This is a genomic window from Streptomyces sp. Ag109_O5-10, from assembly GCF_900105755.1.
In the GTDB taxonomy this organism is placed as follows: Bacteria; Actinomycetota; Actinomycetes; order Streptomycetales; family Streptomycetaceae; genus Streptomyces.
In genome coordinates, this window is sequence record NZ_FNTQ01000001.1 from 5,806,299 (window position 1) to 5,819,911 (window position 13,613).

At 71.0% G+C, this 13,613-nt stretch carries 13 protein-coding genes; 9 read left to right on the plus strand and 4 right to left on the minus strand.

Features of this window, described 5'->3' with window-relative positions; all coding sequences use genetic code 11:
• Position 1: 1 nt before the first annotated feature.
• Both BLW82_RS26575 and BLW82_RS43480 read left to right on the plus strand, forming a co-directional pair.
• Positions 2–1,408, plus strand: coding sequence for an FAD-binding oxidoreductase (locus tag BLW82_RS26575; RefSeq protein ID WP_093502427.1), 1,407 nt, complete (start codon positions 2–4; stop codon positions 1,406–1,408).
• Positions 1,408–1,506 (plus strand): FAD-linked oxidase C-terminal domain-containing protein, encoded by a 99-nt coding sequence (locus tag BLW82_RS43480; protein WP_107408578.1) that lies wholly within the window; start codon positions 1,408–1,410, stop codon positions 1,504–1,506. The genes BLW82_RS26575 and BLW82_RS43480 overlap by 1 nt, the downstream gene beginning before the upstream one ends.
• A 33-nt stretch (positions 1,507–1,539) precedes the next feature.
• On the opposite strand, the gene BLW82_RS26580 is transcribed toward BLW82_RS43480, so the two are convergent.
• Complete coding sequence (locus tag BLW82_RS26580) at positions 1,540–1,953, minus strand: SsgA family sporulation/cell division regulator (protein WP_093502429.1); 414 nt, start codon at positions 1,951–1,953, stop codon at positions 1,540–1,542.
• A 242-nt stretch (positions 1,954–2,195) separates the two neighbouring features.
• Here BLW82_RS26580 and BLW82_RS26585 point away from each other — a divergent pair, with 242 nt between their 5' ends.
• Positions 2,196–3,632, plus strand: a complete 1,437-nt coding sequence (locus BLW82_RS26585) for an RDD family protein (protein ID WP_093508283.1) — start codon at positions 2,196–2,198, stop codon at positions 3,630–3,632.
• Between the two features lie 294 nt (positions 3,633–3,926).
• Positions 3,927–4,544, plus strand: a complete 618-nt coding sequence (locus tag BLW82_RS26590; protein WP_093502431.1) for an RDD family protein — start codon at positions 3,927–3,929, stop codon at positions 4,542–4,544.
• Positions 4,545–4,624: 80 nt separating this feature from the next.
• Here the strand turns inward: BLW82_RS26590 and BLW82_RS26595 are convergent, their stop codons facing one another.
• Complete coding sequence (locus BLW82_RS26595; protein ID WP_093502433.1) at positions 4,625–4,912, minus strand: hypothetical protein; 288 nt, start codon at positions 4,910–4,912, stop codon at positions 4,625–4,627.
• A gap of 424 nt (positions 4,913–5,336) precedes the next feature.
• On the opposite strand from BLW82_RS26595, the gene BLW82_RS26600 reads away from it, so the two are divergent.
• Together BLW82_RS26600 and BLW82_RS26605 are read left to right on the plus strand one after the other, a co-directional pair.
• Complete coding sequence (locus tag BLW82_RS26600; protein ID WP_093502434.1) at positions 5,337–7,688, plus strand: immune inhibitor A domain-containing protein; 2,352 nt, start codon at positions 5,337–5,339, stop codon at positions 7,686–7,688.
• 121 nt (positions 7,689–7,809) lie between these two features.
• Complete coding sequence (locus BLW82_RS26605) at positions 7,810–8,139, plus strand: hypothetical protein (RefSeq protein WP_093502436.1); 330 nt, start codon at positions 7,810–7,812, stop codon at positions 8,137–8,139.
• A gap of 446 nt (positions 8,140–8,585) precedes the next feature.
• On the opposite strand, the gene BLW82_RS26610 is transcribed toward BLW82_RS26605, so the two are convergent.
• The gene (locus BLW82_RS26610; protein WP_093502438.1) at positions 8,586–9,170 is read right to left on the minus strand and encodes an isochorismatase family protein; all 585 of its coding nucleotides are present in this window, start codon (positions 9,168–9,170) and stop codon (positions 8,586–8,588) included.
• A 148-nt stretch (positions 9,171–9,318) separates the two neighbouring features.
• Positions 9,319–10,665, minus strand: a complete 1,347-nt coding sequence (locus BLW82_RS26615) for a nicotinate phosphoribosyltransferase (RefSeq protein WP_093502440.1) — start codon at positions 10,663–10,665, stop codon at positions 9,319–9,321.
• A gap of 58 nt (positions 10,666–10,723) precedes the next feature.
• On the opposite strand from BLW82_RS26615, the gene clpS reads away from it, so the two are divergent.
• The 3 genes from clpS to BLW82_RS26630 all read left to right on the plus strand — a co-directional run bounded on the left by clpS (position 10,724) and on the right by BLW82_RS26630 (position 13,481).
• Positions 10,724–11,041, plus strand: coding sequence for an ATP-dependent Clp protease adapter ClpS (clpS, locus tag BLW82_RS26620; RefSeq protein WP_093502442.1), 318 nt, complete (start codon positions 10,724–10,726; stop codon positions 11,039–11,041).
• Between the two features lie 52 nt (positions 11,042–11,093).
• Positions 11,094–11,699, plus strand: coding sequence for a DUF2017 domain-containing protein (locus BLW82_RS26625; protein ID WP_093502444.1), 606 nt, complete (start codon positions 11,094–11,096; stop codon positions 11,697–11,699).
• A 342-nt stretch (positions 11,700–12,041) separates the two neighbouring features.
• Positions 12,042–13,481, plus strand: coding sequence for an amino acid permease (locus BLW82_RS26630; RefSeq protein ID WP_093502446.1), 1,440 nt, complete (start codon positions 12,042–12,044; stop codon positions 13,479–13,481).
• The last annotated feature ends 132 nt before the right edge of the window (positions 13,482–13,613 follow it).

Consider the following 13,613-nt stretch of genomic DNA (forward strand, 5'->3'; position numbering starts at 1 on the left):
TGTGATCATGAGCCGTATCGAAGCGCCTCGGGACGAGGCCACCAGCAACCTCACCGACCGGCTCCTCGCGGGGCTGCCGGCCGACGCGGTCCTCGTCGATCCCGACGTGACCGCCTCCTACGCCAACGACATGGCGAGCTTCTGCCCGGCCGGCACCCCGGCCGTCGTCGTGCTGCCGCGCACGGTCGAGCAGGTCCAGCACGTCATGCGCGTCGCCACCGACCTGCGCGTCCCGGTCGTCCCGCAGGGCGCCCGGACCGGCCTGTCCGGCGGCGCCAACGCCACCGACGGCTGCATCGCGCTGTCCCTGACCAAGATGGACCGCGTCCTGGAGATCTCGCCGGTGGACCGCGTCGCGGTCGTCGAGCCCGGCGTCGTCAACGCCACCTTCTCCCGCGCGGTCGAGGAACACGGCCTCTACTACCCGCCGGACCCCTCCAGCTGGGAGATGTGCACGATCGGCGGCAACATCGGCACGGCGTCGGGCGGCCTGTGCTGCGTGAAGTACGGGGTCACCGCCGAGTACGTGCTCGGCCTGGACGTCGTCCTCGCCGACGGCCGCCTGATGTCCACCGGCCGCCGCACGGCGAAGGGCGTCGCGGGGTACGACCTCACCCGCCTCTTCGTCGGCTCCGAGGGCTCGCTCGGCATCGTCGTACGGGCCGTGCTGGCGCTGAAGCCCAAGCCGCCGCAGCAGCTGGTGCTGGCCGCCGAGTTCGGCTCCGCGGCCGCCGCCTGCGAGGCGGTGTGCCGGATCATGGAGGGCGGCCACGTGCCGTCCCTGCTCGAACTGATGGACCGTACGACCGTCAAGGCGGTCAACGAACTCACCCACATGGGTCTGCCGGAGTCCACCGAGGCGCTGCTGCTGGCCGCCTTCGACACTCCGGACCCGGCCGCCGACCTCGCCGCCGTCGGCAAGCTGTGCGAGGCCGCCGGCGCCACCCAGGTGGTCCCGGCCGACGACGCCGTCGAGTCCGAACTCCTCCTCCAGGCCCGCCGTTCCTCGCTCGTCGCCCTGGAGGCCGTGAAGGGCACGACGATGATCGACGACGTGTGCGTGCCCCGCTCCCGGCTCGGCGACATGATCGAGGGCGTCGAGCGCATCGCGGCGAAGCACCGGCTGACCATCGGGGTCGTCGCGCACGCCGGCGACGGCAACACCCACCCCACGGTCTGCTTCGACGCCCAGGACGACGACGAGTGCCGCCGCGCCCGCGAGTCCTTCGACGAGATCATGGGCCTCGGTCTGGAGCTCGGCGGCACCATCACCGGCGAACACGGCGTCGGCGTCCTGAAGAAGGAGTGGCTGGCCCGGGAGCTCGGGCCGGTGGGGGTGGAGATGCAGCGGGCCGTGAAGCAGGTCTTCGACCCGCTGGGCATCCTCAACCCCGGCAAGCTGTTCTGATGCCGGCCGTTCCGATTCCATTGGGGGTGGAGATGCAACGGGCCGTGAAGCAGGTCTTCGACCCGCTGGGCATCCTCAACCCCGGCAAGCTGTTCTGATCCCGGCCGTTCCGATTCCATCCGGCGGGCCCCTCACCGGGCGAGCAACTGGTCGAGCGCCTTGTCGATCCCCAGCTGCCCGCCCTCGCTTCCCGGGGGCACCACCCGCAGCGTCCGCTCCAGCCAGGCGGACACCTGGGGGGCCGGTGCCTCCAGCAGCGCGTCACCGTGGGGTGAACTCAGCGCCATCAGTACGACGGTGCGGCCCTCCACCTTCGTCGGCCACACCCGCACGTCCCCGTGCCCGCACGGCCGGAACACCCCCTCCACGAGCAGGTCGCGGGCGAAGGTCCAGTTGACGGGCTGCTCGGAGTTGATGTGGAAGCTGACGTGGACGGCGTACGGGTCGTCGGAGCGGTAGCTCAGCCGGGCCGGGACCGGGATGCTCCGCTCCGGGGACAGGACGAGCCGCAGCTCCAGTTCGCGCTCCACCACGGTGTGCTGCATGGCGTCGGGTTCCTCTCTCGGGCGGTCGTACGGGCGCCTTCGGGTGGGCCCGTACGGGTGGAGAGCGGCTGGGGCCGCGAGCATTACGCGGGTTCCGGGAGATTTTTCTCCGGCGCGGTGAAGGGGGTGCACAGGGCTGCCCGGAAAGGGGCGGGTCCTGCGGGACTGGCGGTGGCGGGCACCCGGGTCTGATAGATGTGGAGGCTCCCACATCACCCCCGAGCAGATACGGGATGACGGACATGACCGCCCCAACCCCGGCACCCGGTGACGAACGGCCCCGCGAGGGCTATTACCCGGACCCGTCCATTCCCGGCTACGTCCGTTACTGGAACGGCGCCGCGTGGGTGCCGGGCACCAGTCGCCCGGCCCCGTCCGACGGCGAACCGCTCGTCCCTCCGCAGGGTTCGCACCCCGCGGGTCCGGCGGCCCCGGCGGCGGTCGAGGAGACCGGCCCGCACTTCTTCGACGAGGACCCGCAGCCGGGCGGCGCCTCCGGCTGGACGGCGGAGGGCAGCGCCTGGGGCAGCGACCCCCGGGTGGCGGGCAACCCGGCCCAGCCGGACGGCCGGTCGTCCCGCACCGACGGCACGGCGTCGATCCCGCCCGCGGACCGGGGGGACCGGACGGGCCAGGGGGACCAGGGGGACCAGGGGGACCTCGACTCCGGTGGCACGTTCATCTTCCGCAGGCCGACGGTCGGGCCGGCGGGCACCCCGCCGGCGGCCCGGCCGCCCATGGACGACGGCACGCTGACCTTCCGGCCGGTCCGGGGCGAGGGCACGCCGAACCCGGGGGCCGGTGCGGCCGGGTTCGGCGCCCAGGGGCCGGTCGGGGCCCCTGGCTCCGGCGCTCCCGCCGCTCCCGGCTCCGGCGCTCCCGGCGCCGCCGATCCCGCACGCCCCGGCTTCGGCGCCGGAAAGGCGGCCGCGGCCCGTGCCGCCGCGGCCCAGCCGCCCGCCGCCCAGCCTCCGGCCGCCGCCGCGGCCCCCCAGCCCCAGCCCCGGCCCGCCGCGCCGCAGGCCGTCGCTCCCGTCGTCCCCCCGCAGCAGTCCGCCGCCCCCATGGCCTCCGGTGCGGGCGGCGGGCAGTCCTCCTGGGCCCAGCAGGTGCACCAGCTCGCCGGTGACCAGCCGGTCGCCCCCTGGAAGCCGCCGGTGGAGGACCCCTTCCAGGCGGCCGCCCGGCGGCAGGCGGCGGCCCGGCCGGCCGGTCTCGGCAAGCGGTTCGCGGCCCGGCTCGTCGACACGCTGGTCGTCGGCGCGGTGACCGCGGCCGCCGCCGTACCGTTCGGGACCAAGGCCGCCGACCACGTGCAGGGCAAGATCGACGCGGCCAAGCTGTCCGGCCGCACCGAGACGGTCTGGCTGCTGGACGGCACGACCGGGCTGTACCTCGGCATCGTGCTCGCGGTCCTGCTCGTGGTCGGCGTCCTCTACGAGGTGCTGCCCACCGCCCGGTGGGGCCGCACGCTCGGCAAGAAGCTGTTCGGCCTGGACGTGCGGGACATCGAGGGCCACGAGCCCCCCGCCTTCGGCGCCGCCCTGCGCCGCTGGCTGGTGTACACCGTGCCCGGACTGCTCGGCATCGGGATCGTCGGCGTCGCCTGGTGCCTGTTCGACCGGCCGTGGCACCAGTGCTGGCACGACAAGGCGGCGCACACCTTCGTCGCCGGCTGAGCGCCGTGCAGAGGGCGCCGTGCTGATGGCGCCGTGCTGATGGCGCCGGGGTGGGCCGTCGTTCGTCCGCGGCGCCGTCGTGGCTGGTCGCGCAGTTCCCCGCGCCCCTTCGGGGCGCTGCCCCGGGACCCTTTGGGGCGCTGCCCCGCGCTCCTTTGGGGCGCTGCCCCGCGCTCCTTTGGGGCGCTGCCCCGTGCTCCTTTGGGGCGCTGCCCGCGGTTCCTTCGGGGTGTCCGTCCCCCGGACGGCTGCTCGCCGGGTGCGGGTTCGGTTGCTTCGGGGTGCACTCGGGCCATGAGCACCGAACCGCCCCCGCCCCCGGGCTCAGGAGAGCCACCGGAGAACGATCCGTTCAGGAAGCCCCCGCCGCCCTCCTACGGGGGCGGCCCCTATGACACGGGCGGCGGCGGTCCCTACGGAGGCGGCGGTTCCGGTGGCTACCCCGCAGACCCCCTCGCCGGGATGCCGCCCCTCGCCGACAGCGGCAAGCGCACCCTCGCCCGGATCATCGACATGATCCTGGTGGGCATCGTGGTCGTGCTGGTCACCCTGGCGTTCGGGGTGAGCGAGTACCAGATGAACGGCGACCGGATCTCGGCCGGCCGGTCCTTCGCCCAGTCGCTCGTCGCCGCCGTCCTCTTCGTCGCCTACGACACCCTGCTGATCGCCAGGTCGGGGCAGACCCTCGGCATGAAGTGGCTCCGCATGCGGGTCGCCAACCTGTCCGACGGCGCCACGCCCTCCACCCAGACCTCGCTGCTGCGGGCCCTCGTGCTGTGGGTGCCGTTCGCCTTCTGCTGCGCCTGCGTCTGGACGGTGATCTGCGGCGGCTGGAGTTTCTTCGACAAGCCGTACAAACAGGGGCTGCACGACAAGGCGGCGAAGACGGTCGTGGTCAGTACGGGCTCCTAGCGGGCCGGTACAGGGGGCGCACAAGCAGTCGGCGAGCCCGTCAGTCTCACGGACCCGCCGACTTCACTGGTGTGCGTGCGTCAGGGTGCGGTGGGCTCCCGGACGGGCTCGGCCGTGGCGGCGGCCACGGTCTCCCGGTGCAGAGGGACCCGCACCTCGGGCGGTGCGATCGGGGCGGACTGTGCGACCGTGCGCGGCCGGGGGAGCGGGGCCGTCATGGCCACCAGCAGTCCCAGACCGAGCGCGGCGAGCGCGATGACCGCGATCCCGATGCCCGAACTCGTCTGTGACAGCAGCAGCATGGCGAGCGTCGAGCAGATCACGGTGGCCGAACCGTAGACGAGCTGTGCCGGGGTCGGACGAGGCATGGCAATCGTGTCCTCGGGAGAATTGGGGGTGAGACGGGGGAACCGGCCTTGGTTTCCACCGGCTTCCGGGCGTTCCACCGTTCGACTCTATTCGCGTGCATGCCCGAGAGGAACGTCCGGTAAGCGTGACCTAACCCACGGTACCGGTGCACAGGGGGCGCACGGTCGCATGGCATACGGCAACCAGAGGCATATGCGCGCCGGTTGGGCGGGGCCCTTCGGGGGTACCGCGGGCTCCGGCGTCCGTAAAGCGAACTTCTGCTCCGCATAGTGCAGTTGGACGGTCCGAGTCAAGATCTGTCTTTTCTCGTAAACCGGTAGTCAAATGTCGTCACTTGAATCGACGCGTTGAACGTGCGCGCACGGACCCCCAACCATCACCCGGTCCCCCTTGCCGTGCGCGCGGCGCGGGGGAGGAACTCAAGTGACCAGCAGACCCTGGACGTTCAGAGCGCTCGCCGTCGGCGTGACGCTCGCGACCGCCTCCGTAGGCTTCACCACCTTCGCGGTCGCGCAGACCGCGGCCCCGGCGGCGACCGCCGGCACCGTCGACCGGCACGACCCGTCGACGAAGCAGGAGGAGCACGACCTCGACGGCCCCCTGAGCAAGACCCAGGAGGCCCAGCGCCAGGAAGCCCTCGACCAGGTCATATCCGGCAAGGCCCAGGTCAAGGAGCGCGACGGCTCGAAGGTCGTCCAGCTCAAGGGCAAGAAGGGCGACAGCAAGTACGTCGAACTCGGCCGCGAGAAGACGGACAAGATCTTCACGATCTTGGTCGAGTTCGGCGACCAGTCGGACCCGCGGTACGGCGGCACGGCCGGCCCGCTGCACAACCGGATAGCCGCGCCCGACCGGACCAAGGACAACTCCACGGCCTGGCAGGCGGACTACAACCAGCAGCACTTCCAGGACCTCTACTTCGGCACCGGCAAGAAGACCGAGTCGCTGAAGAAGTACTACGAGAAGCAGTCCTCGGGCCGCTACTCGGTCGACGGCGAGGTCACCGACTGGGTCAAGGTCCCCTACAACGAGGCCCGTTACGGCAACAACGCGTGCGGCTCCACGACCTGCTCCAGCGTCTGGAACCTGGTCAAGGACGGCGTGAACGCCTGGGTCGCCGACCAGGAGGCGGCCGGCGTGTCCGCCGCCGCCATCAAGGCGGACCTCGCGCAGTACGACCAGTGGGACCGCTACGACTACGACGGCGACGGCAACTTCAACGAGCCCGACGGCTACATCGACCACTTCCAGATCGTGCACGCCGGCGAGGACGAGTCCGCGGGCGGCGGCGCCCAGGGCACCGACGCGATCTGGGCGCACCGCTGGTACGCCTTCGGCACCGACGCCGGCGCCACCGGCCCGGCCGGCAACAAGTTGGGCGGCACCCAGGTCGGCGACACCGGCATCTGGGTCGGCGACTACACCATGCAGCCGGAGAACGGCGGACTCGGCGTCTACGCCCACGAGTACGGCCACGACCTCGGCCTCCCGGACGAGTACGACACCAACGGCGGCGAGAACTCCACCGGTTTCTGGACCCTGATGTCCTCCGGCTCCTGGCTGGGCACCGGCAAGGAGGCCATCGGCGACCTGCCCGGTGACATGAATGCCTGGGACAAGCTGCAGCTCGGCTGGCTCAACTACGACGTGGCCAAGGCCGGCGCGAAGTCGAGCCACAAGCTGGGCGTCGCCGAGTACAACACGGAGAACAAGCAGGCCACGGTGGCCACCCTGCCCGACAAGGCGGTCACCACCACCGTCGTGTCTCCCGCCCAGGGCTCGACCCAGTGGTGGAGCGGCAGCGGCGACAACCTCAAGAACACGCTGACCCGTGACGTCGACCTCACCGGCAAGTCGTCGGCCACGCTGAGCCTCGACGGCTGGTACGACATCGAGTCGGGCTACGACTACCTCTACGCCGAGGTGTCCACCGACGGCGGCGCCAACTGGACCGCCCTCGACGGCACGGTGAACGGCGCGGCCATCCCGCGCGACGGCAGCGACAAGCCGGCGCTCACCGGTTCGGTCGACGCCTACACCAAGCTGTCGTACCCGCTGAACGCGTACGCGGGCCAGAAGATCCAGCTCCGCTTCCGCTACCAGACCGACGGCGGGGTCGCCCTCAAGGGCTTCGCGGCCGACGAGATCACCCTGACCGCGGACGGTTCGACGGTCTTCGCCGACAACGCGGAGTCCGCGGACGCGGCGTGGACCGCCTCCGGCTTCTCCCGCATCGGCGCGTCCTTCACCAAGGACTACGCGCAGTACTACATCGCGGAGAACCGCCAGTACGTGTCGTACGACACGACCCTCAAGACCGGCCCGTACAACTTCGGCTTCTCGACGACCCGTCCGGACTGGGTGGAGCACTACCCGTACCAGAACGGTCTGTTGATCTGGAAGTGGGACACCTCCGAGGCGGACAACAACACCAGCGTCCACCCCGGCACCGGTCTGATCCTCCCGATCGACTCGCACCCGACGGCGCTGAAGTGGTCCGACGGCACGCTGATGCGCAACCGCATCCAGGCCTACGACTCGCCGTTCAGCCTCTACGCCACGGACGGCATCGTCCTCCACAAGGCGGACGTGGCGACGAAGATCAGGCAGTCCTCCGGGGTGTCGGTCTTCAACGACCACAAGAGCGACTACTACGACGCCTCGAACCCGGCCGGCGGCGTCAAGATCACTGACACCAACACGAAGATCAACATCGTGACGGAGGCCCGGGACGGCTCGACGATCACCCTCCAGGTCGGCCCCGCGGTGAAGTAATCCGCATCATTGCAGGTCAGACACGTATCGGCGGTGACCCCTTGGCGGGTCGCCGCCGGTCGTGCTTAGGTGCGTCCTGTGGCTTTCTTATTGACACCGACGCACACGGGGGTGTGACCGTATGACCGCAGGAGGGTTCTGCAAGCTGCCGAACGGCAGGGTGATCGTGGCGCTGAACCTGCCCAGCCCGACCACCGCGGACGGCTCGTCGGCCGTCCGTGTGCTGGTCCACGCACAGAACCGCGCCCGGGCCCTGACGAGGCTGCGCAACCTCGGCATGCGAGCGGTCTACCTGCGGGGCAACGCCGCCCCGCCCACCCCCGACGAGATCACCGCCGTCCTCCACCACCCCGACGGCCTCATATGGCGAACGGCCCCTGACAACGGTGTCACCCCCCTGGAACTCTGGAGACCCATCCGCTCCCTCCTCCGAAGACCAACAGCAGCCTGACCCCCCCTCGACACCGGCCAGACCCAACGGCGCGACCGGCCCCCGTCGACCCGCGGGTGCCCACCGGCCGGTCCGGCACCGCCGGATTCCGCCGTCGTGGCAGAGCGCCGTCGCGGCGGGAAAGGGGGGCGGCCGGGGTGGGGAGGAGCAGTTCCCAGGGGTGCGGGGCTTTCCGGTGCCGGGCAGGAACCCCACCCAGGTGCGCGAGTCTCTCCAGCATCGGGGAGGGCAGCCCACCCAGGTGCGCGAGTCTCATTAGCATCGGGCAGGGCAGCCCACCCAGGTGCGCGAGTCTCTCCAGCGTGGGGCAGGGCAGCCCGCCCAGGGGCGCGGGGAACTGCGCGATCAGCCACCGTCGACCCGCAGATGCCCACCGGCCGGTCCGGCGCCGCCGGATTTCGCCGCCGTGGCGGGAAAGGCCGGCGTGGGGACGCGGTTCCGGTGGCTCAGACCACTGGCTTGCCTGTGAGGTCGACGCCTGCTTTGCGGAGGTCTTCCAGGGCTCGTTCCGTCGTTGCCTCGGCCACGCCTGCCGTGAGGTCGAGGAGGACCTGGGTGCGGAAGCCCTCTTTCGCGGCGTCCAGGGCGGTAGCCCTTACGCAGTGGTCGGTGGCGATGCCGACCACGTCCACCTCGTCGATCTTGCGGGCCCGCAGCCACTCCGCCAGCGTGACCCCGTTCTCGTCGACGCCCTCGAAGCCGCTGTAGGCCGCGGAGTACGCCCCCTTGCTGAACACGGCGTCCACCGCCCCCGAGGCGACCGCGGGGGCGAAGTTCGGATGGAAGCCCACGCCCTCCGTGCCGGCGACACAGTGCGCCGGCCAGCTGTGCACGTAGTCGGGGTTGTCGGCGAAGTGGCCGCCCGGCGCGATGTGGTGGTCGCGGGTCGCCACCACGTGGCGGTAGCCGGCCGGCGCCTGCCCGATCAGCTCGGTGATCGCGGCGGCCACATCGGCGCCCCCTGCCACCGCGAGGCTTCCCCCCTCGCAGAAGTCGTTCTGCACATCGACGACGATCAAGGCGCGGCGCATGGTAGGTGTCCTTCGCTTTCGATAGCGGGTCCGTCGACGGGGGAGACGCGGATGGAAGGGGTGCGGGCCCGGCCTGAACCTCCGAGCGTAGAGACTTACGGGGGCGTAGGGGAGGGGGCCTGGCAGGGCGCGTACGCGGGCACCCGCTCTAGCTACCCGAGCGCCCCTGCACGTACTCCGTCGGAATGACCGGTTCCCCGCGCGAGAGCTGCGTCGCGGAGAGCGGCAGGTTCGCCCGGGCCGCCGCGTGCCGGGCCCGGGCCGCGTCCAGGGGTTCGCGGGCGACGACCTGGCCGGACTTCACCAGTTCGACCAGGAGCTGCCGGTCGACCAGCTCGGCCGGGACCTCGCCGGTGCCGACCACCTCGGCCTCCGCCACCCCGTCGGCGTCCAGCCGCCGCGCCGCCCACTTGCGCCCCCCGACGGACGTCTTGCCGCCGGTCGACTTCTTGGCGACCGGCACCAGCGGCGCCTCGGGGTCGGCGGACTCGGCGCGCGCGACCAGCTTGTAGACCATGGAGCAGGTGGGGTGCCCGGAACCGGTGACCAGCTGGGTGCCGACCCCGTACGCGTCCACGGGCGCGGCGGCCAGCGAGGCGATGGCGTACTCGTCGAGGTCGGAGGTCACGGTGATCTTCGTGCGCGTCGCGCCCAGCTCGTCCAGCTGCCGGCGCACCTGGTGGGCGACCAGCAGCAGGTCGCCGGAGTCGATGCGGACGGCGCCCAGCTCGGGCCCGGCCACCTCCACGGCCGTACGGACCGCCTCGGCGACGTCGTAGGTGTCGACCAGCAGGGTGGTGCCCCGGCCCAGCGAGTCGACCTGGGCCCGGAAGGCGTCCCGCTCGTGGTCGTGGAGCAGGGTGAAGGCGTGGGCGCTCGTCCCCACCGTCGGGATGCCGTAGCGGAAGCCGGCGGCGAGGTCGGAGGTGGTGGCGAAGCCGCCGACGTAGGCGGCGCGGGAGGCGGCGACGGCGGCCAGCTCGTGGGTGCGGCGGGCGCCCATCTCGATCAGCGGGCGGTCCCCGGCGGCCGAGGACATCCGGGAGGCGGCGGCCGCGATCGCGGAGTCGTGGTTGAGGATGGAGAGGATCACCGTCTCCAGGAGCACGCACTCGGCGAAGGAGCCCTCCACCCGCATGATCGGCGAGCCCGGGAAGTAGACCTCGCCCTCCGGGTAGCCCCAGATGTCGCCGCTGAAGCGGTAGCCGGCGAGCCACTCCAGGGTCGGCCCGTCGACGATGTTCCGCTCCGCCAGGAAGTCGAGGACGTCCGTGTCGAAACGGAAGTTCTCGACCGCGTCCAGGACGCGCCCGGTGCCCGCCACGACGCCGTAGCGGCGCCCCTCCGGCAGCCGCCGGGTGAAGACCTCGAAGACGCTGCGCCGCTCGGCCGTACCCGCCTTCAGGGCGGCCTGCAGCATCGTCAGCTCGTACTGGTCCGTGAAGAGCGCCGTCGACGGGACGTCCACCGGCAGCCCAAGGTCCGCAGTGTTCATGGCGACAGATGCTACACCCCTTCGCGTCAGTGTGACGATTTGTGGGGCCCGTGGCAGCATGGGGCTTGTGACGTCACCCGCTCCCGTAGAGATCGAACGCACCGAGTCGGCGGAGGAGGCCTTCGCCGTCCCCGAGCCCGACGTCCCGTGGATCACGCTCGTGCACAACGATCCCGTCAACCTCATGAGCTACGTGACGTATGTCTTCCAGACGTACTTCGGCTATCCCAAGGACAAGGCCACCAAGCTCATGCTGGACGTCCACCACAAGGGCCGGGCGGTCGTCTCCAGCGGCACCCGCGAGGAGATGGAGCGCGACGTACAGGCGATGCACGGCTACGGCCTGTGGGCCACCCTCCAGCAGGACCGGAAGTAGCCACCCCACCCGACCGGCCCCGATCAAGCTCCGGAAGCAGCGAATCCCCTCCATGCCAGGAATCTTCGAACCGCTCCCCGGCGGCGGCGCGGCCGTCGCCCTCGACGACGTCGAGATCTCCATCATCCGGTCGCTGGCCGTCCAGCTCCTGGAGCTCATCGGCCCCGGCCCCGCCGAGGACGCCCCCGACGACCCGCTCGCCGAGCTGTTCGCCGAGGGCCCGAGCGAGGCGCCCGCCGACCCCGTGCTGCGCCGGCTCTTCCCGGACGCCTACAGCGACCCCGAGCGGCTCCCGCAGTCCCCGGAGGAGGCCGAGGAGCGGCAGGCGCACTCCGCCGAGTTCCGCCGCTACACCGAGAACGACCTCAGGGCCGGCAAGCGGGAGAACGCCCTCGCGGTGATCCGCACCCTCGACGGCCTCGCCCCGGGGGAGAAGGGCGACGCGGTCCTCAAGCTGGCGCCGGGGGAGTCCCGGCAGTGGCTCGGCGCCCTCACCGACCTGCGCCTCGCGATCGGCTGCCGCCTCGACATCACCGACGAGGACGACACCGACCTCCTCTACGGGCTCCCGGACGAGGACCCGCGCAAGCCGATGGTGATGGCGTACCTGTGGCTCGGCGGCCTCCAGGAGACCCTGGTCACGACCCTTATGCCGTAGTCCGTCCCGATTACGTCCCGGCGTCGCGTTCGCTCAGAGGACGCTCAAATCCGGATAACGATCCCGTCACCGTTGCGGCCTGTTATGTCCGTTTCGGCAGCGTTCTGTCCACTTCTTCCAGTGGTGTGCGCCACAATCCCTCTCGACGGAACCCGGTGATCAATGTTGCGGCCGTGATAAATCTTCACGACCGCCCGGCGAGCACCACCCACGTGCACGCCGGGTGCGCCACCGAACCGGCCACCACCGGTCAGGCACCGCTCCAGCAATCCGGGGGGATCGAAACCCGATCCGTGGCCGACGAGAGGCCCGGGTCGGCATGGAGAAAGGCGCACACCACACATGACCTCCGCTCAGGTCGACACGTCGGAGCAGTCCTCCGAAGCCTCCGAAGAGGGGTACGAGCGCGGGCTCGGCAGCCGCCAGGTCCAGATGATCGCCATCGGCGGCGCCATCGGCGTCGGGCTCTTCCTGGGCGCCGGGGCGAACATCGCAAAGGCCGGCCCCAGCCTCATCCTGATGTACGCCCTCGCCGGCGGCATCATCTTCTTCATCATGCGGGCCCTCGGCGAACTCCTGCTCTACCGCCCGGTCTCCGGCTCCTTCGCCGAGTACTCCCGCGAGTTCCTCGGCCCGTTCTTCGGCTACTTCACCGGCTGGACGTACTGGCTGATGTGGGTCGTCACCGGCATGGCCGAGCTGACGGCCGCCGCGATCTACGTGAACTACTGGTTCCCGCAGGTCCCGCAGTGGGTGACGGCCCTGGTCTTCCTGGTGGTCCTCTTCGGGGTCAACCTGATCTCCGTGAAGGTCTTCGGAGAGCTGGAGTTCTGGTTCTCCATGGTCAAGGTCACCGCCCTGATCGGCATGATCGTGATCGGTCTCGGCGTCCTCACCTTCGGCTTCAGCGCCGCCGGTGACACCGCGTCGGTCGCGAACCTCTACCAGTTCGACGGCTTCTTCCCCAAGGGCGTCGGCTCCTCCCTGATGACCCTTCAGGGCGTCATGTTCGCCTACCTCGCGGTCGAGCTGGTCGGCGTCACCGCCGGCGAGTCGGAGAACCCGGAGAAGACCCTCCCCAGGGCGATCAACACCCTCCCCTGGCGCATCGCCCTCTTCTACGTCGGCGCGCTCACCGTCATCCTCTGCGTCGTGAAGTGGACGGAGTTCGCCCCGGGCGTCTCCCCGTTCGTGGCCGCCTTCGCGAAGATCGGCATCCCGGCCGGCGCCGGCATCGTCAACTTCGTCGTGCTGACCGCCGCGCTGTCCTCCTGCAACTCCGGCATGTACTCCACGGGCCGCATGCTGCGGAACCTGGCCGACAGCGGCGAGGCCCCGGCCGCGTTCCGCAAGCTGTCCGCGTCGAAGACCCCGGCGTTCGGCATCACCGTCTCGGTCCTCTTCATGGGCATCGGCGTGGTCCTCAACTACGTCGTCCCGGAGAAGGCGTTCGGTTACGTCACCTCCGTCGCCACCGCGGCCGGCATCTGGACCTGGCTGATGATCCTGATCAGCCACGTCCTCTACCGACGCGCGGTCGACGCGGGCCGCCTGCCGGCCTCCGCCTTCCCTGCACCGGGCGGCGCGAAGTGCAGCTGGATCGCCATCGCCTTCCTCCTCTTCGTCACCTGCCTGATCGCGTACGACGCCGACTCCCGCGTCTGCCTCTACGTGATGGCCGGCTGGGCCGCCGCGCTCGGTGTCGGCTGGCTGGTGCTGAAGAAGCGCAACCCCGAGGTCGCCGAGCGCCGTGAGCCGGCGCCGCTGGAGAAAGTGAACTGACCACCCCTCCGGGACGCCCGCCGCGGGGAGCACTCGTGGCGCCCCCTGCGGCAGCCGCTCAGGGCGTCCGGCATTCGGGCCGTCCCGTACCAGCCTTCGGTACGGGACGGCCCCTTGCTTATCCTGGCGACC